The sequence below is a fragment of the Dyadobacter sp. 3J3 genome, from assembly GCF_009801115.1.
GTDB lineage: Bacteria > Bacteroidota > Bacteroidia > Cytophagales > Spirosomataceae > Dyadobacter.
The window spans coordinates 420,645-438,890 of the sequence record NZ_VTOL01000005.1 but is presented as its reverse complement, the minus strand read 5'-3'; the positions used below and the strand labels follow the sequence as shown (position 1 = coordinate 438,890).

Below are 18,246 nucleotides of genomic sequence, written 5' to 3'. Positions count from 1 at the left end.
AAAAATGACAGGCATTAAATGATGCTGAATCAATTATCAAATGAATAAAATAAACATAGGCATCATTGGTGCCGCGGGTTATACTGGTGGTGAGTTGTTGAGAATTGTCATTAACCATCCTAATATAAATATTGCCTTTGCACATAGTAAAAGCCAGATCGGGAAGCCGGTTTATGCTACGCATACAGATTTATTGGGTGATACGGAGCTGACTTTTTCAGGGGAAGATATTCAAACTTTGTTGAACCAGGAAAGTTTGAATGCTATATTCTTATGTTCAGGTCATGGGGAATCAAAAAAGTTTCTGGATGAATATAATGTTCCTGATAACGTTAAGATCATTGATTTGAGTACTGATTTCCGGGATGAATCGAACGGCTTTACCTACGGTTTACCTGAACTTCAAAAGGAAAAAATAAAGGCTTCACCCAAAATAGCTAACCCTGGTTGTTTTGCGACAAGTATTGAACTGGCCATTTTACCGCTGGCTAATGCTGGTTTATTGAAAGAAGATGTGCACGTAAGTGCGGTTACAGGAAGCACTGGTGCTGGACAATCGCTGAGTGCAACGACACATTTTTCATGGAGAAATAACAACCTGTCGATCTACAAAGCTTTCACGCATCAACACTTGACTGAGATTAAAATGAGCCTAAAGAAATTGCAGGCTGGTTTTGATAAGGCAGTAAATTTTGTTCCTTATCGTGGTGATTTCACCCGTGGGATTATGGCTAACGTTTACACACCGTATTCAGGAACAATTGAAGAAGCGAAAGAATTATATAAGAATTATTACGCCGAACATCCTTTTACACATGTAAGCGATTCGCCAATTGATGTAAAACAGGTTGTCAATACTAATAAATGTTTTATTCATTTGGAAGTACATGACGGTCAATTGTTGATCAGCAGTATCATTGATAATTTAACAAAAGGTGCTTCCGGACAAGCCGTTCAAAACCTGAACCTGATCTTCGGATTACCGGAAGATGCGGGGTTGAGGTTGAAGGCACCATCATTTTAAGTGATTTTTATTTTGCAAGAAGTTGAAATGATTAATTTTCATTATTATGAACGATTTACTTCTGACCTATAACCAGCTTGACGAGATTCAGCGGAGGCAATTAATTACTTATGCCGATACCTTATTGGCGCGGCAGAAAGCTAAACAGTCCGAGGGAAACCTGGCAGGATGGAAAGAAAAAATTCAGTCTGTTTCCACCTGGAGTGATAACGAAATTAAAATTATTGAAGAAAGTAGCAAAAAATTAAATCAATGGCAAATTCCGGAATGGTAATCGATACCGGCATATTCATTGAATATCTTAGGAAACAAGATAAGTCAAAAACCATCTTAGCGTCATTACCAAACAACTCGGTGCTTTTTGTATCAGCAGTAACTGTTTATGAATTAATGATGGGTGCAACTGATTTGCAAAAGAAAAGTGATGTTGAAATATTATTGGACGGTGTATCGGTATTGCCATTTACAGCCGAAGTTTCATTAAAAGCTGCTGAAATTTATCATAGCCTGCGAAGGCAAAATTTATTGATTGAGTTTTGGGATATTTTTATCGCAGCAACCGCCTTAACTTTTCAATTACCTGTAAAGACCTTAAATCAAAAACATTTTCAGAGAATCGACTCTTTGAAATTGACCTGATAAACAATATTACTATGTCACATTTATTTGATGTATATCCCCTTTACGATATAGAACCTGTAAAAGCTGAAGGCAGCTATTTATGGGATACGAATGGTACTAAATATCTTGATCTTTATGGAGGTCACGCTGTGATTTCCGTTGGACATTGTCATCCGTATTATGTGGATATGCTTAGCAAGCAGCTTCATGCGATAAATTTTTACTCGAATTCAGTAAAAATATCTTTGCAGGAAGAGTTGGCTGAGAAACTTGGAGATCTTTCAGGTTATCCTAACTATAAACTTTTCCTTGTCAATTCTGGTGCTGAAGCGAATGAAAATGCTTTGAAACTTGCGTCTTTTCATACGGGTCGTTCCAAGGTTGTGGCTTTTACAAAAGCATTTCATGGACGTACTGCCGGTGCTGTTGCTGCAACGGATAATCCATCCATTGTTGCTCCTGTAAATTACAGCAAACACGTTACTTTTCTTCCATTCAATGATATTGACGCTTTGGAAGACGGTATAACTGATGAAGTTTGTGCTGTGATCGTTGAAGGAATTCAGGGTGTTGGTGGAATTCAAGTGAGCAGTGATGAATTTCTTCAGGCTTTGCGTAAAAGATGCGATGAAACCGGAGCTGTTTTAATTCTCGACAGTGTGCAGTGTGGTTATGGCCGTACCGGGAAATTCTTCTCGCATCAATTCAGTGGAATTCATCCGGATTTGATGACGATGGCGAAAGGAATGGGTAATGGTTTTCCAATTGGCGGCGTTTTGATTTCTCCGAAATTTAAGGCAAGCTATGGTTTGCTAGGCACCACTTTTGGCGGAAATCACATGGCTTGTGCAGCCGGAATTGCTGTGCTTGATATCATGAAAAACGAAAATCTCTTAGATAATGCTACGGAGATCGGAGACTATCTTATGGCTGGCATTAAAGAAATTGGTGGATACAAAGAACTTCGGGGACGTGGTTTGATGATTGGTATCGAGTACGATTTCCCGGTTAAAGATCTTCGGAATAAATTATTATTTGAGCATAAGATGTTCACGGGCGTTGCCGGAGCCAATACGATTAGATTGTTGCCTTCGCTGGCATTGGGTAAATTAGAGGCTGATTTGTTTCTGGAAGCTTTGAGAAAAGAAGTTACTAGCCTTTCTTAGTTTTTCTTAACCGCAATAGGCGCAATAGGTTTCGCAATGGACGCAATGGATATTTTTGAGAATAGAATTGCAAAACAAATCTATTTTTGTGCTCTGATATAACTTTCTTAACCGCAATAGGCGCAATAGGTTTCGCAATGGATGCAATGGATATTTTTGAGAATAGAATTGCAAAACAAATCTATTTTTGTGCTCTGATATAACTTTCTTAACCGCATTAGATGCAATAGGTTTCGCAATGGATGCAATGGATATTTTTGAGAATAGAATTGCAAAACAAATCTATTTTTGTGCTCTGAAAGTTCATAAGACACTTGGACCTGGTTTACTGGAATCTGCTTATGAGGAATGCCTATATTATGAAATAAAAAAAGAAGGTCTTTTCGTTGAGAAGCAAAAAGCACTTCCTCTTGTATATGAAGATATCAGACTTGAAGTCGGATATAGAATAGATTTATTGGTGGAGAATTGCGTGATCGTAGAAATTAAAGCCGTCGAGGCTCTTAACGATGTGCATACTGCTTAGTTATTAACTTATCTAAAATTAACGAATTGCAAACTTGGGCTATTGATTAATTTCAATGTCGCTTTAATAAAAAACGGTGTCAAAAGATTGGCAAACGGATTATAATTGATTGCGTCCATTGCGAAAACCATTGCGTCCATTGCGGTTAAATACAATATTAATGAAACATTTTCTTTCCTTTGCAGACGTATCAGATCTTAATCACCTCATCACCAGTGGTATTGAAGCGAAACGTAATCCTTTTGCTGACGAAACACTTGGCAAACACAAGACCATCGGTTTGATGTTCTTTAATTCCAGCTTACGTACTCGTATCAGCACGCAAAAAGCAGCTACCAATTTGGGTTTGAATGTGATCGTGATGAATGTTGGGCAGGACAGCTGGGGACTAGAAATGGAAGAAGGTGTTGTCATGAACGGCACCAAAGCCGAGCACGTAAAAGAAGCCGCAGCGATTATGGGACGCTATTGTAACATCATCGCCATTCGTTCTTTTGCCGAATTGGAAGATCGTGATAAGGATTACGCAGAAATGGTTTTTCAGCAATTTAAAAAGTACGCCGAGGTTCCGATTGTTAACCTGGAATCGGCAACACGCCATCCGCTGCAATCTTTGGCAGACTGTATCACGATTGAAGAGTTCAGAATAAAAGAACGACCGAAAGTGGTTTTAACCTGGCTACCCCATTTCAAAGCACTGCCGCAAGCTGTGGCAAATTCTTTTTGTGAATGGATGAATCCGATGAACGTGGAATTGGTGATAACGCATCCGGAAGGCTATGATCTTGACCCGAAATTTGTTGGTAAAGGACAGGTCATTTACGACCAGGACAAGGCTTTGGAAGGTGCTGATTTTGTTTATGGAAAAAACTGGTCATCTTATACACATTACGGACAGGTTTTAACACAAGATCCATCCTGGATGATCACAGAAGCCAAGATGGCCTTGACCGATACTGGAAAATTCATGCACTGCCTGCCATTGAGACGTAATATGAAAGTGGCTGACGAAGTATTGGATGGTCCGCGTTCGCTGGTTATAGAGCAAGCTGCAAACAGAGAGTGGTCGGCACAAGCAGTTTTGAAAGAAATTTTGCTTGGTTTAAACGCATAAAACATTTCACCCGACGAACTTTGTAGATAGCAGGTTTAGTTATATAAATAATAACCCATCCCGTTATAAATTTTAATTTTTAAAATGAATATCGAAACGCTGACAAATCCATCTTTACATACAGAAAAACCGATTGGCAAAACAGGGGTTTTAATCGTAAACCTGGGCACACCGGATAGTCCTTCCGTTCCTGACGTAAGAAAATATCTACGTGAATTTTTAATGGACGAACGCGTTATTGATATACCCTATCTGAATCGCTGGTTATTGATCAACCTGATTATCGCACCTTTCCGTGCTCCAAAATCTGCTAAGATCTATCGTGAGCTCTGGACACCGGAAGGCTCGCCGTTAAAAATTTACGGCGAGTCTGTTGAAAAAAAATTACAGAAAGTATTGGGTGATGACTTCGTGGTGAAATTAGCGATGCGTTATCAAAGTCCAAGTATTGAAAATGGATTGAAGGAACTTAGAAAATTATGTCTTTCCGAAATCATCGTTATTCCATTTTTCCCTCAATATGCTTCTGCTTCTACCGGTTCTGTTTACAAAAAAGTAATGGAAGTGGTGAAAGACTGGGAAGTTTTACCAGAAATAAAGTTTATCAACCGGTTTTTGGATCATCCGAAATTTGTTGAAGGCTTTGTAACTCTTGGCAAAAAATACATGGCTCAACGCGACTATGACCATTTTGTTTTTAGTTATCACGGTATTCCCGAAAGACAAATCACAAAAGGTGACGTTGCTAATTATTGTCAGTTTGGTACTTGCTGCGATACGTTAAACGAAAAAAACCAACATTGTTATCGTGCTCAATGTTACGAAACAACACGACTTTTTGTAAAAGGCATGGGAATTCCAGAAGGAAAATATACGGTTGCTTTCCAGTCAAGACTTGGAAAAACGCCGTGGATTAAACCTTACACAGATGAATTAATTCCCGAGCTTGTAAAAAAAGGAGTGAAAAGCGTACTGGCATTTTCCCCAGCTTTTGTATCCGACTGCCTGGAAACGACTATCGAGGTTGGAGAAGAATACAAAGAGATATTTGAAAAAGAAGGCGGTGAACACTGGCAATTGGTGGAAAGTCTGAATGACAGTGATATCTGGATTGAGGCTTTGGAAGATATGGTTAAGAAGGCTTAATTTTCTGGTCATGTTATGGTCAGGAAATTGTCATTTTTTGTCAGGGGTTGTCAGGATTGGTTTGGTAACTCTCATAATTTCAAATGTGCAATTTTCTTGAATCCCTTTAAACAAAAAAGCAGTCAATTTACGGTTGACTGCTTTTTTGTTTAAAGGATTCGATATCTCTTATTATAGCATTACCGATTCTTTCCGGTAAAGTTCTGCTAAGATATCTACTGCAAAATCAACTTCTTCGGCTGTATTATATTTCCCAAAGGAAAAACGAACATTTGCTCGGTCTGGATTTATCTGAATTTCTGTCAAAACATGAGATCCAACATCAGTTCCGCTTGCACAGGCGCTTCCTCCTGAAACCGCTACGCCGGCGATATCCATGTTGAAAAGCAACATATCATTTAATCCCGATGGAGGCAAACTTACACTTAAAACAGTATATAAACTTTCATCAAGTAATGCTGAATTTCCATTGAAAGAAACACCTTCAATATTTTCATTGAGCTTATGGATCATCCTCGTTTTCAGATTTTCAATAAGGGTATGGTGCTGATCCATATCACGGTAAGCGATTTCCAATGCTTTCGCCAAACCTACAATTCCGTATACGTTTTCAGTTCCTCCACGCATATTACGCTCCTGCGCGCCGCCGTGAACAAAAGGAAAAACTTTTGTTCCAGGCTGAACATATAAAAATCCAATGCCTTTCGGACCGTGGAATTTATGTGCCGAACCAACAATGAAATTGGTTTTCAACTGCTGCAAATCATGTTTGTAATGACCCATCGTCTGAACCGTGTCACTATGAAAGATTGCATCATAATGTTTACACAGATCACCAACTGCATCCAGATCCAATAAATTTCCAATCTCGTTATTTCCATGCATTAAGGAAACAAGTGAACGGGAATGTGTTTGTAAAAGCGTTTCCAAATGAGCAAGATCTACTTCGCCTTTTTCATTTAAATTCACAAAACTCAATTCAATAACACCAGTTTTTGCCAGATGCTCCAAAGTATGAAGTACCGCATGATGCTCAATTTTTGACGTTATTGCATGTTTAAGGCCATACGTTTCAATACTCGAACGAATGGCAGTATTATCTGCCTCAGTACCTCCCGAAGTAAAAAATATTTCCGCAGGCGCTGCATTTAATATCCCTGCTACACTTTTTCTCGCTCTTTCCACAGCAGAACGAACTGCACGGCCATAGGAATGGATTGAAGAAGGATTACCAAAAGTCTCTGTCATCAGAGGCAACATGGTTTCCAATACTTCCTGATCCAAACGGGTCGTGGCAGCGTTATCAAAATAGGCTTTCATTATTTATTCTTCGGTTCTGATATAATTTCCTTGATATCGGAAATAATTTTATTTGCCAGATTTACAGCCGTTGTCAACGTTTCTGATTCTGAATAAATCCTGATAATCGGTTCTGTATTTGATTTACGCAAATGAACCCATTCCCGGTTAAATTCAATTCTCACACCATCAATCGTGCTCAATGGCTGTTTTGAATACTTAGATTGAATACGGCTGAGTATATTATCAACATTGATATCCGATGTCAATTCTATCTTATTTTTTGAAATATAATAACTTGGATAGGACTTACGAAGAACAGAAGCAGTTTTCCCAAATTTGGCCAAGTGGGTTAAAAATAATGCTATTCCAACCAACGCATCCCTTCCATAATGACTTTCAGGATAAATAACCCCACCATTTCCTTCACCTCCAATGACTGCATTATTTGCTTTCATTGTGGTTACCACATTTACTTCACCCACCGCGGAAGCAAAATACTCACCTCCCGCTTTCAGTGTTATATCTTTTAAAGCTGCCGTAGACGACAAGTTGGATACAGTATTGCCCGGCGTATTTTTAAGAACGTAATCCGCAACCGCTACTAAGGTATATTCCTCTCCAAACGGAGAACCATCTTCACAGATTAATGCTAAACGATCTACATCCGGATCAACAACAATTCCCAGATTAAATGCTCCGTCTTTGAGTTCTTTACTAATATCACGTAAATGTTCAGGAAGTGGCTCTGGATTATGGGCAAAGTTCCCTGTTGGTTCACAGTGTAACTTTTTGATATTTTTTGTTTCAACACCTAATGCTTCAAGCAACATCGGAACCACAATTCCTCCTGTTGAATTCACGGCATCGACAACAATTTTAAAATTTGCATTTTTGATCGCTTCCACATCGACAAGCGATAATGCCAAAACATGATCAATATGTTTTTGAAGGTAGGTATCGTCGGTACGATAACTTCCAAGTTTTTTCACATCTGGAAAAAGAAAATCTTCTTCATCAGCAATTCTCAGAATCTCAGTCCCCTCGGCTTCTGAAATAAATTCGCCGTCATGGTTTAGCAGTTTTAGTGCATTCCACTGAATTGGATTGTGGCTTGCAGTAAGTATAATACCGCCTGCAGCCTCTTCCGCTGTAACAGCAATTTCCACCGTTGGTGTGGTGGAGAGCCCTAAATCGATAACATTAAGGCCAACTCCTTGCAAAGTACCCGCTACCAAACGACTTACCATTTCACCCGAAATCCTGGCGTCCCTTCCAATAACTACTTTTAAATTTTGTGGATTTGTTCTCCTCAACCAGGTGCCATAAGCTGCTGCAAATTTAACGACATCAACTGGAGTCAGTGCCTCTCCGGATTTCCCTCCTATTATCCCTCTGATTCCTGATATAGATTTTATTAACGTCACGATCTGGTTTTCCTCTGTTTGTTACGATACAAAAATAACAAATTTCCCGCGGTCTATCGGATAATTTACTAAAACAATCCTATAATTGAGTAATTGGTTCCTGTAATTTAAACAACTTCAATGTCCACATGTGTCTCCAGAGAGGACCGGGCAGAGCCTCGGAAAAATCCCATAACCGGCGCCAACTGGTCAAAGTCTGCGGATGCGCCTAAACTTATGTGGTTATTAGCAATCACCTTTCCTTCTGTCGGATCAAATCCGCGCCAACCTGCCCCTGGCAAATAAACTTCCACCCATGCGTGCAATTCATGCGCCTGCATAGGATTTCCATATAAATATCCGCTCACAAATCTGGCCGCAATACCCAAACTTCTGCATGCAGCAATGAAAAGCCGGGAATAATCCCGGCATGACCCAGTTCTATCACGAAGTGTGTCATCAGGAGGATACGCAACTCCAAACTCCCTGTTTTGATAAGAAAAATTTTCTGAAATGTATTTGCTTAGTTCAACCAAAAACGGAACCGTTCCCCAATTAACCTCTGCTGCAATTTTTCTTGCAAACTGTTCAACGTAAGTCGTTGCCTCACTGCGACTCAGATATGGGATCAGATATTTATAAATCCTGTTATCATACAAAAAAGGTATGTTTTTTGTGATAAAAGGAAAAAGTACAAAATCAAAAACATTAACCGGATCCGAGCATACCGTCATTTCGGCAAATACTTTCAAACTCGTTACCTTCCCATTAAAAAAGTGAACAACTTGTTCTACATTTCCTTCGGCATCTACATTTTTAACAATATTAGAAGGCGAAGGATCTATCACCAGCGAATACTGAAGTACCCGCTGATGCGGATAGGCCCTGGGATACAGATACAAAGTATGCGAATCCAGCTCAACAGGAAAATCGTAACTATAGTCAAGTGAATGACGAACTTTAAGGTTCATAGAATTTTCCCGGGTTTTTAGCGAAATATTGTTTTTCTTATAAATATCAAACCCGTGCCAGACTACATTTGGTTCAGTTCATCCATTGGCTTTTAATGTGTCCGGAAGTTTGTCCCATCGACTGCATTTGTGATTTTTCCGATTCAAGCCCAAAGTACAAATCGAAGATTGCACTGTCAACTTCGTTATTATTGGTTTGAAAAAGATCAAGATATTTATGAAGACCGATCTTAAAGACATCTTCAACCTCTGTGAATTCCAGCTCGCTGCGCAGCTTGCTTAATGCTCTTTCGGCAGGGTTATTATGTCCGCGTTCGGGAATTGATCCTCCAATAGCATACAAAGAGAGTTCTGCCTGGCGCACACAATAAGCGATAGAACGTGGAAATAATTTATCCAGAATCAAAAACGCTACAATATTCATAGGCGTCAGCGCACGGTGTGTCTGGCGATACATGTTATAAGCACTTACGGATTTCAAAACCGCCGTCCACAACATTAAATCAAGTGTAGATCCGGAGGTACCCGTATCCTGTAAAAGCGTAAAATATTTTACATCAAGAAATCTCGAACATTTATCAGCACGTTCAATATGACGACCCAGGCGGCCAAAATGCCACGCCTCGTTCCGGGTGATCGACGCATCTACGACACCATGAAAAAGCTGGCAATTTTTGCGGATATCGGTAAAAAAAGACTGCATATGATCCATATTCCGAAAATCATCAGGAGAAGTTCCGCGAATCGTCAGATAAAATGCATTGATACTTTCCCACATTTCCTTCGAAATAGTTTCACGTATCGTACGAGCATTTTCACGTGCCTCATATAAACAACTCACAATCGAGTTAGGATTGCGTTTATCAAACGTCATAAAGTGGATAACATCCTCCTTGGTCGGTTTGTCATAATATTTATGAAACAGAAAATGATCCGCTGTGGCAATAAGAAGCGGCTCCCACTGTTCATCCACATCTGGCGGCAAGTCAAGTGCAAGGTTAAAATTAACTCCGACAAAACGGGAATAATTTTCAACCCGTTCCATATAACGATTCATCCAATAGATTGAATTAGCAACTCGACTAAGCATAAGCGGCAAGAATTGTATTTAATAAATTATTTCAGAATAATATCATAGTGTTGATACCAAAATACCTAATAATATTTCGCAAAACCAAACTACTACGAAAAATAATATAAGATCTTCAAAGAGTATTATTTCACTTCCAATATTCCTTTCGAGGCTTGAAATCATCACAAAATATATAATTTTAGTAAATTAGACCATTATTAACAATAACTCTATACACAAGTGTCAAAAAGAGACCTATTCGTAGCGGCAATCCAGAAATCTTATCAAACCGATAAACCAACGATTCATCTGGGGTCGGCTATTCTTGACGGCGAAATAATCACAGAGGCAAAGGTAAATTTGCCACTTCGTATGATGAACCGCCACGGATTGATAGCAGGAGCAACCGGCTCAGGAAAAACACGCACTCTTCAGGTATTGGCGGAACAGCTTTCGGCTGCCGGAGTACCCGTTTTTATGTCGGATATTAAAGGAGATTTATCCGGTATCGCACAGCCGGGAGTATCAAATGCTGCCATTGAAGAACGTTCTGCAATATTAGGAACACCGTTTGAAGCCAAGGGTTTTCCTGTTGAACTATATTCTCTGAGCGGAAATAAAGGTGCACAAATGCGTGCTACAATTCTGGAATTCGGCCCTATTTTATTGTCAAAAATATTTGAACTGAATGATACGCAGTCGGGCGTACTGGCTATTCTTTTCAAATATGCTGATGATAAAAAGCTGCCGATGATTGACCTTAACGACTTGAAAAAAGTATTGAGTTATCTTTCAGAAGGTCCGGGTGCAGCTGAAATTAAATCCGATTACGGCACGATTTCTTCGTCGACGGCTGGTACTATTCTTCGTAAAATCGTTGCTTTGGAACAACAGGGTGTTGGATCTATTTTTGGAGAAAAATCATTTGACATATCAGATCTGATCAATAAAGTTGACGGACAAGGCGTGATCAGTCTTTTGAACATTTCTGATGTTCAGGACAAACCCGCATTATTTTCCACTTTTATGTTGAGCTTGTTAGCGGAATTGTATCAAACTTTGCCCGAAGCAGGCGATTTGGACAAACCAAAACTTGTTTTCTTTTTGGACGAAGCACATTTACTTTTTAAAGATGCACCAAAAGCATTTTTGGATCAGATCGAACAAGTTGTTCGTTTGATCCGGTCAAAAGGAGTTGGTATTTTCTTTTGTACGCAAATGGCGCAGGATATTCCCGTTTCTGTTTTGGCACAATTGGGAAATCGGGTTCAGCACGTGCTTCGCGCTTTCACGCCGCAAGATGCAGATGCACTAAAACAAACTGTAAAAACGTATCCGCGTTCGGATTTTTATTCCATCGACCAGATATTGACAACTTTAGGTATCGGCCAGGCACTGATTACAGTTTTGAATGATAAAGGTATTCCCACCGAAGTTGCCGCAACACATTTGCTTCCTCCAACGTCGATCATGGGGCCAATGACGCAATCGGATTACGAAAATCATGTGCGACAGTCGGATGTTTATTTGAAATATAAAGATCCTATTGATCCTGAAAGTGCTTACGAAATATTGACAAAACGGATAGAAGAACAAACAAGACAGGCAGCAGAAATAAAAGAAGAAGCTACGATTGCAAAAGGAGGAGGCAAGCAGGAGAAAGGAATGTTTGAAGAAGCGCTGGCTTCGCCTTTGGCAAAACAAATTGGAAGAGAAGTAGTCCGTGGTGTATTTGGAATGTTGTTTGGCAAGTCAACAACAAGAACTAAAAAAGGCGGAATATTTGGATTTTGAGATTGAAATGTTTCTACTACCTAAGCTTTTAATTGCTTAGGTAGTAGAAATAATATTATAAATCCCAGCCGATTACACAGCGCTGTTCAACAAGTTTATCCAGATTTTCCGTGACATCAATTCTGCCCTTTTCACTATTAAAAGCGTGACGAAATTCTTCTCTTAACTGTCTGCGCGTCATCGCTTCCAGAAATCTTCGTCCATCTTCTTCACTTTCCAACAACAAAGGCGGAACCACTGCCGGAAGATCATCCTCACCTTTCGCTACCATTGTCACATAAGACGTATTGGTATGCCGCTGTATTCCGTTACGCACATTTTCCGCAATAACACGAATACCGATAACCAGCGAAGTTCTTCCTACATAATTTACAGACGCCATTAAAGATACCAAATCTCCTACTTCAACCGGTTTCAAAAAATCCACACCATCAACAGAAACAGTCACACAATACGTAGCAGCGTGGCGCGAGGCACAGGCGTAAGCAACCTTATCAATCAGTGATAATAGAATTCCTCCGTGTATTTTCCCACCAAAATTGGCATAGGAAGGAATCATCAATTCTGTGAGTGTCGTTTGTGAAAAACTGACTGGTTTAGGGTCGAGGAAAGGTTCGGTTTTCTGCACTGGTAATCGGTTTTAAATGAATAGCAATTATAAAGTAACTGTTTTTCCTGACTTGGCCGATTTACGGGCCGCTTCCAGGATTTCAACAACCGTTACGTTAACAGGTAATCCATATAAATCATTTTTATCAAGTTTCAAACGGCCTTGTACGACGTCTGATAAAACTGAAAAAGGATCTGTATAAGGCGCAGGACGCGGATCGATTTTCTTCTTTTCTTCCGGTGCTTTTTCCTGTAAACGTTCTCTGATTGTTGTAGGGTCAACCGCTATTGCATAACCTTTGGTTCCGTAAACCTCCATGTCTTTACGGGCAAAAGTCCAGTTCCAGGAAGCCTGGATGATACATTGAGCTTTTGGATATTGTAAAACAATCGAAGCTTCGTCATCTACATTTTTATAAATATCCGGTTTATTCTGATGCGCAACAGCCGTTACCGATATTGGCCGCTCACCTTTCATAAGCCATGTCATAAGATTTGCACCGTAACATCCAAAGTCTGTTAAAGCACCCGCACCGTTTTTAACAGGATCAGTCAAAATCTCAAAGAACTCTTTTCCAACACCAATTTCCTTTGGCCCCTGATGGCCATCATTTACCATCACTTTTCTAATTTCTCCAAGTTTCCCTGCTGTGTAAAGATCATTTACATATTGATTGCTGGCATACCAGGAAGTTTCATAATTAGTCAGAACCTGGATATTATTTTTCAAAGCAAGACTTTGAATTTCCTTTGCATCGGCAAAAGTTGTTGCTAACGGTTTTTCAACCATCACATTGATTTTTCTCGGAGCACACGCTCTTACGATTGTGATATGCTCATTGATCGGGCCAAAAGCAGAAACGGCTTCTGGTTTGGTCTCATCCAGCATTTTATTCAAATCACTATAAAAAAGCTTTTTGTCCAACTTGTATTTAGCGGCAAACCGATCAACCAATTCCTGATTCGGTTCGTAAACTCCGACCAATACAGCGTCCTTTTTATCCGACCGGTTAAAGGCCCAGCCAACATGTCCGTGACTTAATCCGGCCACAGCAAGGCGCATTGGAGATTGTGCAAAACCAGCGGTCGCGATCATGGCAACCAGCAAAATTGATAGTAAATACTTCATTCAGGTATTAGCGATTAGGCGTTAGGGAAATAGAGAAATACATATTCCCGGCGAAGCATTTCGACTGGCCACCCTAATTGCTAACAGCTAATAGCCAACAGCCAATCAAGACATTTTATCGATCAAATCCTTTATTGCTTCCTGGAAATATGCACCATTGTACGGACCAAACCAGCTCATGGTTTTAGTTTCATACAGGTCTCTATCAAAGTATTTATCATTGGTAATATACCCAACGTAACCTCCATTGAAACTTGTCACCATTAAATGCAATCCTTTTTTTGCGGCATAAGCAGTTAATTCCGGCATCAATTCTCCTGAAAAATCGCAGGGAACTCCAACCATCAAAATATTTCCGATCCGTAACGCTTTGATATAAGAAGGAACATCACCAAAAGCCCAACGAAAAACCCAGCTTCTCAATGCCAGATTTGGCATAATTTTAGGTCTTGGATCTCTTAAAGGCAGCGCAACCGTAACGGATCGAAGAAATCCCGGCTGTCTTTCAAATTTCCCAAGAATGGTTTGAATTGACTTTTCAACATTCCCGGCCTGGTTTTTCACTTCATCAAAATCATCTTTTCCTTTTTCAATCGGTGCCATACTACCAACCGCGCCAGCCATGTAAACAGCAAAATTTGCTTCATTGCTTTCCAGATCATCAACCAAAGCACCGGCCCAGTCACGAGATAATTCCATAGTGCTTGCATTCAAAATCGTTGAATGCGCTGCGTAAGAACTGATCATCGCTTTTTGTCCGTTAGCACCCGTAATTTCCAGATTTCTGACCCACGGATCCACAATGCCTTCTTCACCAACCAAACGATTTTTGATATCCACAGTATCTTTTACTTCGCCAAAACCAATGGTTGCAGGCTGGATATTTTTCTTCGCATCGTTTATGGATTTGATAATAGCCTGCGACACAGTCTCCATAACAGCGGCATCGTATGGCCCGGCGAAAAGTTTTCCTGTAATGGTGTTATACCAGCCTCCCAAACTATTGTGACTGTGGATTGCGCCAAAATAAATCTGATCAAAAGTAAATCCGGTAGCTGGCAAAAGTTCCTTAACCCGTGCCGTAATGTTAGGCGGAACAATCAGCATATCAGCCGTAATAATAGCTGCTTTTGTTGTACCATTTTCGACAATTACAGTCCGCACATAGACAGAATCGTGTACTGCTTCGTAATGTTTTCCTCTTCTTTTCCCATACCCAGCCATCGGGCCCGGCGTTGCAGGCGTGATATTCACTTTTGCCCAACCTGCACTTAAAGCATTTGAAACCGTATCTGCGGGAGTCTGATTATTGATTTTAGCAATATTTTCTTTCCACTCTTTGTAATAAGACATTTCCTTGTAAGGCGTCCGATCAATGGTGGTTACCATCGTTGCAACCATTATTACAAGAATAAGTAATATTGAACCGATGATATAAAGGAGGATTTTCAGGAATTTCATTGATTTGGGCAGGATTGTTTTCAGAGAGTAAAGATAGAGAAGGAATTGTAAATTTGGGAAGATGAAAGTTACAGTTTACTTATATTGAAAATAATCATCAATTGTTATCATATCATTACGAATAACAATTTACCGACTCTCCAAAATAACCTCAAAATCAGGAACCGGCCCAAATATAGTTTCCAGTCGCAGCTTAACAATTGTATTTGAAGCCATCCCCGACTTCAATGAAACCGGCAAGATAAACGATTTTCCTTTGGCGATTTTAAATGGAAAAGATGGTAATTTAATAACAAACTTATCGTTGGAAGTGCCAATAAGTTCAACAGCTACCAATTCAACCTCGTCACCAGAATTAGTCACCTTCAATAATTGCGGTTTATCGGGACTAATATTTTTGAGGGTAGATTGATCAGCAACCAAATGAGGAGCATTTTTACGATTAAAATTAACGGACCGCAGTTCTATATCTTTGTAAAAAACCTCCGCTCCTTCTGACTGGAACTGAATTTTTCCACGCGTTGTCTGCTGTTTTATTCCCGGGCGATAGGTATTAAACAGACGATTCACCACATAGCCATTTACGATATAAACAGCATCTGCTCCACGGGTTATCAGTTCACAGGTATTCCACTGACCGTGCGGAAGCTCGAAATCACCTGACCGGTACACTCTCCCACCACCGACAGCATCCGCATTTCTTTGTAAAGTCGCATCAGGGTTATACTGATCGAGCGATTTTCCCCGAACATTTTTCTTTTGCATCGGGAACTCGGCAGAGCCCGCGCCTACTCCAAAAAAATCGCCGATCTCTCCCTCCTGAATCTGTAATTCATTACTTCTCAACCAGCATCCGTATGCAAAATCAAAAGGGCCGGTCGCATGATAAAGTAATCCTGCATCCCGCTTGATGGTATCATTCGGCATCGGATACCATTTTTTCTCACCCCACTTTACTTTAAATCTCAAATGATAATTCTCATATTCATCTTTCGTACTAACTCCCCCCCCAAAGCTGACCGGAAACATGAATGGCTCCTTCTGAAACAGTAAAAACTTTGAGCGGGTCATTATTCAGTCCAAACGGTTTTTCGCTGGTACCTTCCCTTTGCCGCATATAAGTATCCCAATCGTTCAGATCTTTTCCATTGAAAATAGATATCCATTCCGGATTAGATTTACTTTGGGAATAGGCCTTTATGCCAAATCCGAAAAGGAAAGTCAGTAAAATAAAACGGGTTCTAAAACTATTCATTTGTTCAATATCAAAGTATTCAATACAAATCAATAATAGCAATACGGATCCTATTTATACTTTACCTTTTTATTTTAAAATTACGATTATTCAAAAATTATCTTAAATTTCTTCCAAGCTGTTCAATTTTAATTAACCACTTTCCTCTGTACTCATCCGTAGATTTCCGAATTGGGCCAATTGTTGTGGTTCGAACAGGCTTAAAACCTGAAAATTCCAGAGTCATTTTTTTCATTGAATAAAATGTCGGGCGACCATTAATGAGCCAGTAATACCAGGCTGGCTGGTCAAGTGTACTAATAATATGTGCGCTGCGGCCTTTCAAAAGCTTATCCCACCAAACAGAATTTTCACGATATTTAAAAGCAAAGCCAGGTAGAAATGTCCTATCGATAAAACCCTTTAATAATGCAGGTCTTTCACCCCACCAGATCGGATATATCCATACAATGTGCTCCGCCCAAAGTATTTTTTGTTGTGCATCCAGCAAGTCTGGCTCCAAATCGGTTCTCTTTCGGTAACCGAATTGAAGTATAGGGTTAAAATCCATATTCCCCAGAATCAATTCTTTAATTTCTGCACCAGCCTGTGACGCTCCTTTTTTATAGGCATCTGCCATTGCTGCTGTAAAACTTTCCGGATCAGGATGTCCGTTGATTATAAGTATTTTCTTCATGGCTAATAAATTATAATGATTAATAAAAATTAAATAAACAGTGTTTAGTGAATGGGTAAATTTTTTTAAATATCAATTTTGAAGATGCTCTTTGCTGAAAGCTATACTATTAGTTTAACCAGGCGAATGTCAATTGCTAAATAACGACTTCAAAAAATGCTTGCTGCAACATCCTAGATTTTAATAAAATTTTAAACCTTTTGTAGATTATAACGTGCATTTAAGCATCTCAACAAACAATTTGAAAGAATCCTGAATACGTTCCATTTCTCGGTTATCTTCAAAAAAAGCCATTCGTTTTCTTAAATGCAATGAAAGCAATCCGTGCATAAAACTCCATATTGTCAAGGAAGCATTTTCAATATCAGTGGTAGATTTAAAATGACCGGTCTCAATACATTCTGATATGGTGATTTTTAAAAATTCAAAAGATCGTGCTCCTTCATCCCAAGCTTCCTCCCGGCAAGACAACGTTTCCATAGGCGCGTCCATGATAAACATCAGGTCGTATAATTCAGGATTTTCAATCGCAAATTTCAAGTATTGATTTCCTAAAGCAACCAGCTTTTCGAAAGGATCTTTGACAATAACTACGTTGGCAAATTCCTGCATCATTTTCTGAAAACCTGCCTCGTGGAGAGAAAAAAGCAATTCATTTTTATCTTTATAATAAAGATATATAGTTGCAGGGCTGTACTCGATCGCTTCTGCTATGTTTCTGATACTTGTTTTATCAAATCCCTGGGCAAGGAATAATTTTCGAGCTGCCTCCAAAATCAGTTCCCTCATTTCCTCGCGTTCTCTTTCTTTCCGTTCTACAATCCCCATTTCATTTTATTATTTACAATGCAAATATAATAAACAGTGTTTAGTGAAAACAATTTATTAGAGGATTATTTATTGGCTTCTAAACATTAATCCTCTGAATCCGTAATATCGGCCGTGCCGAAGGCACTTTTTGACAATCGAAAAATTCA

The 18,246-nt window shown here is 39.5% G+C and carries 18 protein-coding genes and 1 pseudogene; 8 read left to right on the top strand and 11 right to left on the bottom strand.

Going from position 1 to position 18,246, the window contains the following annotated elements:
- The first annotated feature begins 40 nt into the window (after window positions 1-40).
- The 7 genes and pseudogenes from argC to hemH all read left to right on the top strand — a co-directional run bounded on the left by argC (window position 41) and on the right by hemH (window position 5,597).
- Window positions 41-1,024, top strand: a complete 984-nt coding sequence (gene argC, locus FZF08_RS13780; RefSeq protein ID WP_159469648.1) for an N-acetyl-gamma-glutamyl-phosphate reductase — start codon at window positions 41-43, stop codon at window positions 1,022-1,024.
- Between the two features lie 46 nt (window positions 1,025-1,070).
- Window positions 1,071-1,298, top strand: a complete 228-nt coding sequence (locus tag FZF08_RS13775; RefSeq protein ID WP_159469647.1) for a hypothetical protein — start codon at window positions 1,071-1,073, stop codon at window positions 1,296-1,298.
- Complete coding sequence (locus FZF08_RS13770) at window positions 1,277-1,663, top strand: type II toxin-antitoxin system VapC family toxin (protein WP_159469645.1); 387 nt, start codon at window positions 1,277-1,279, stop codon at window positions 1,661-1,663. The genes FZF08_RS13775 and FZF08_RS13770 overlap by 22 nt, the downstream gene beginning before the upstream one ends.
- A 14-nt stretch (window positions 1,664-1,677) precedes the next feature.
- Window positions 1,678-2,811 (top strand): aspartate aminotransferase family protein, encoded by a 1,134-nt coding sequence (locus tag FZF08_RS13765; RefSeq protein WP_159469643.1) that lies wholly within the window; start codon window positions 1,678-1,680, stop codon window positions 2,809-2,811.
- A gap of 238 nt (window positions 2,812-3,049) precedes the next feature.
- Window positions 3,050-3,442 (top strand): annotated as a pseudogene (locus FZF08_RS13760) (GxxExxY protein).
- Between the two features lie 55 nt (window positions 3,443-3,497).
- Complete coding sequence (locus FZF08_RS13755; protein ID WP_159469641.1) at window positions 3,498-4,451, top strand: N-acetylornithine carbamoyltransferase; 954 nt, start codon at window positions 3,498-3,500, stop codon at window positions 4,449-4,451.
- A gap of 84 nt (window positions 4,452-4,535) precedes the next feature.
- Window positions 4,536-5,597 carry a ferrochelatase gene (hemH, locus tag FZF08_RS13750; protein ID WP_159469639.1) on the top strand — a complete coding sequence of 354 codons (1,062 nt, stop codon included), beginning with the start codon at window positions 4,536-4,538 and terminating at the stop codon, window positions 5,595-5,597.
- A gap of 171 nt (window positions 5,598-5,768) precedes the next feature.
- On the opposite strand, the gene FZF08_RS13745 is transcribed toward hemH, so the two are convergent.
- The 4 genes from FZF08_RS13745 to FZF08_RS13730 all read right to left on the bottom strand — a co-directional run bounded on the left by FZF08_RS13745 (window position 5,769) and on the right by FZF08_RS13730 (window position 10,363).
- Window positions 5,769-6,917: a cysteine desulfurase family protein gene (locus FZF08_RS13745; protein ID WP_159469637.1), complete on the bottom strand. Its 1,149-nt coding sequence runs from the start codon at window positions 6,915-6,917 to the stop codon at window positions 5,769-5,771.
- A complete protein-coding gene (glmM, locus tag FZF08_RS13740; RefSeq protein WP_159469635.1) occupies window positions 6,917-8,323 on the bottom strand; it encodes a phosphoglucosamine mutase in 1,407 nt (468 codons plus the stop codon). The genes FZF08_RS13745 and glmM overlap by 1 nt, the downstream gene beginning before the upstream one ends.
- Before the next feature lie 107 nt (window positions 8,324-8,430).
- Window positions 8,431-9,273 carry a transglutaminase family protein gene (locus FZF08_RS13735; protein ID WP_159469633.1) on the bottom strand — a complete coding sequence of 281 codons (843 nt, stop codon included), beginning with the start codon at window positions 9,271-9,273 and terminating at the stop codon, window positions 8,431-8,433.
- Between the two features lie 73 nt (window positions 9,274-9,346).
- The gene (locus FZF08_RS13730; RefSeq protein ID WP_159469631.1) at window positions 9,347-10,363 is read right to left on the bottom strand and encodes an alpha-E domain-containing protein; all 1,017 of its coding nucleotides are present in this window, start codon (window positions 10,361-10,363) and stop codon (window positions 9,347-9,349) included.
- Between the two features lie 222 nt (window positions 10,364-10,585).
- On the opposite strand from FZF08_RS13730, the gene FZF08_RS13725 reads away from it, so the two are divergent.
- A complete protein-coding gene (locus FZF08_RS13725; RefSeq protein ID WP_159469629.1) occupies window positions 10,586-12,139 on the top strand; it encodes a helicase HerA-like domain-containing protein in 1,554 nt (517 codons plus the stop codon).
- Between the two features lie 55 nt (window positions 12,140-12,194).
- Here FZF08_RS13725 and FZF08_RS13720 read toward each other — a convergent pair whose 3' ends face one another.
- From FZF08_RS13720 to FZF08_RS13690, 7 genes are all read right to left on the bottom strand, one after another.
- Window positions 12,195-12,698, bottom strand: a complete 504-nt coding sequence (locus FZF08_RS13720) for an acyl-CoA thioesterase (RefSeq protein ID WP_159469770.1) — start codon at window positions 12,696-12,698, stop codon at window positions 12,195-12,197.
- Between the two features lie 96 nt (window positions 12,699-12,794).
- Complete coding sequence (locus FZF08_RS13715) at window positions 12,795-13,877, bottom strand: Gfo/Idh/MocA family protein (RefSeq protein ID WP_159469627.1); 1,083 nt, start codon at window positions 13,875-13,877, stop codon at window positions 12,795-12,797.
- 105 nt (window positions 13,878-13,982) lie between these two features.
- Window positions 13,983-15,338 (bottom strand): neutral/alkaline non-lysosomal ceramidase N-terminal domain-containing protein, encoded by a 1,356-nt coding sequence (locus tag FZF08_RS13710; RefSeq protein WP_159469625.1) that lies wholly within the window; start codon window positions 15,336-15,338, stop codon window positions 13,983-13,985.
- Between the two features lie 129 nt (window positions 15,339-15,467).
- Window positions 15,468-16,367: a DUF1080 domain-containing protein gene (locus tag FZF08_RS13705; protein WP_159469623.1), complete on the bottom strand. Its 900-nt coding sequence runs from the start codon at window positions 16,365-16,367 to the stop codon at window positions 15,468-15,470.
- The gene (locus FZF08_RS13700) at window positions 16,336-16,593 is read right to left on the bottom strand and encodes a hypothetical protein (protein WP_159469621.1); all 258 of its coding nucleotides are present in this window, start codon (window positions 16,591-16,593) and stop codon (window positions 16,336-16,338) included. The genes FZF08_RS13705 and FZF08_RS13700 overlap by 32 nt, the downstream gene beginning before the upstream one ends.
- 97 nt (window positions 16,594-16,690) lie before the next feature.
- Window positions 16,691-17,269 carry an NAD(P)H-dependent oxidoreductase gene (locus FZF08_RS13695; RefSeq protein ID WP_159469619.1) on the bottom strand — a complete coding sequence of 193 codons (579 nt, stop codon included), beginning with the start codon at window positions 17,267-17,269 and terminating at the stop codon, window positions 16,691-16,693.
- A gap of 207 nt (window positions 17,270-17,476) precedes the next feature.
- Window positions 17,477-18,097: a TetR/AcrR family transcriptional regulator gene (locus tag FZF08_RS13690; protein WP_159469617.1), complete on the bottom strand. Its 621-nt coding sequence runs from the start codon at window positions 18,095-18,097 to the stop codon at window positions 17,477-17,479.
- Between the last annotated feature and the right edge of the window lie 149 nt (window positions 18,098-18,246).

Coding starts and splice junctions, on each gene's coding strand:
- FZF08_RS13745 (WP_159469637.1), bottom strand. CDS start 6,917: ATGAAAGCCTATTTTGATAACGCTGCCACGACCCGTTTGGATCAGGAA.
- FZF08_RS13735 (WP_159469633.1), bottom strand. CDS start 9,273: ATGAACCTTAAAGTTCGTCATTCACTTGACTATAGTTACGATTTTCCT.
- FZF08_RS13715 (WP_159469627.1), bottom strand. CDS start 13,877: ATGAAGTATTTACTATCAATTTTGCTGGTTGCCATGATCGCGACCGCT.
- FZF08_RS13730 (WP_159469631.1), bottom strand. CDS start 10,363: ATGCTTAGTCGAGTTGCTAATTCAATCTATTGGATGAATCGTTATATG.
- FZF08_RS13720 (WP_159469770.1), bottom strand. CDS start 12,698: ATGATTCCTTCCTATGCCAATTTTGGTGGGAAAATACACGGAGGAATT.
- FZF08_RS13700 (WP_159469621.1), bottom strand. CDS start 16,593: ATGAATAGTTTTAGAACCCGTTTTATTTTACTGACTTTCCTTTTCGGA.
- FZF08_RS13710 (WP_159469625.1), bottom strand. CDS start 15,338: ATGAAATTCCTGAAAATCCTCCTTTATATCATCGGTTCAATATTACTT.
- FZF08_RS13755 (WP_159469641.1), top strand. CDS start 3,498: ATGAAACATTTTCTTTCCTTTGCAGACGTATCAGATCTTAATCACCTC.
- FZF08_RS13695 (WP_159469619.1), bottom strand. CDS start 17,269: ATGAAGAAAATACTTATAATCAACGGACATCCTGATCCGGAAAGTTTT.
- FZF08_RS13770 (WP_159469645.1), top strand. CDS start 1,277: ATGGCAAATTCCGGAATGGTAATCGATACCGGCATATTCATTGAATAT.
- argC (WP_159469648.1), top strand. CDS start 41: ATGAATAAAATAAACATAGGCATCATTGGTGCCGCGGGTTATACTGGT.
- FZF08_RS13765 (WP_159469643.1), top strand. CDS start 1,678: ATGTCACATTTATTTGATGTATATCCCCTTTACGATATAGAACCTGTA.
- FZF08_RS13705 (WP_159469623.1), bottom strand. CDS start 16,367: ATGTTTCCGGTCAGCTTTGGGGGGGGAGTTAGTACGAAAGATGAATAT.
- hemH (WP_159469639.1), top strand. CDS start 4,536: ATGAATATCGAAACGCTGACAAATCCATCTTTACATACAGAAAAACCG.
- FZF08_RS13775 (WP_159469647.1), top strand. CDS start 1,071: ATGAACGATTTACTTCTGACCTATAACCAGCTTGACGAGATTCAGCGG.
- FZF08_RS13690 (WP_159469617.1), bottom strand. CDS start 18,097: ATGGGGATTGTAGAACGGAAAGAAAGAGAACGCGAGGAAATGAGGGAA.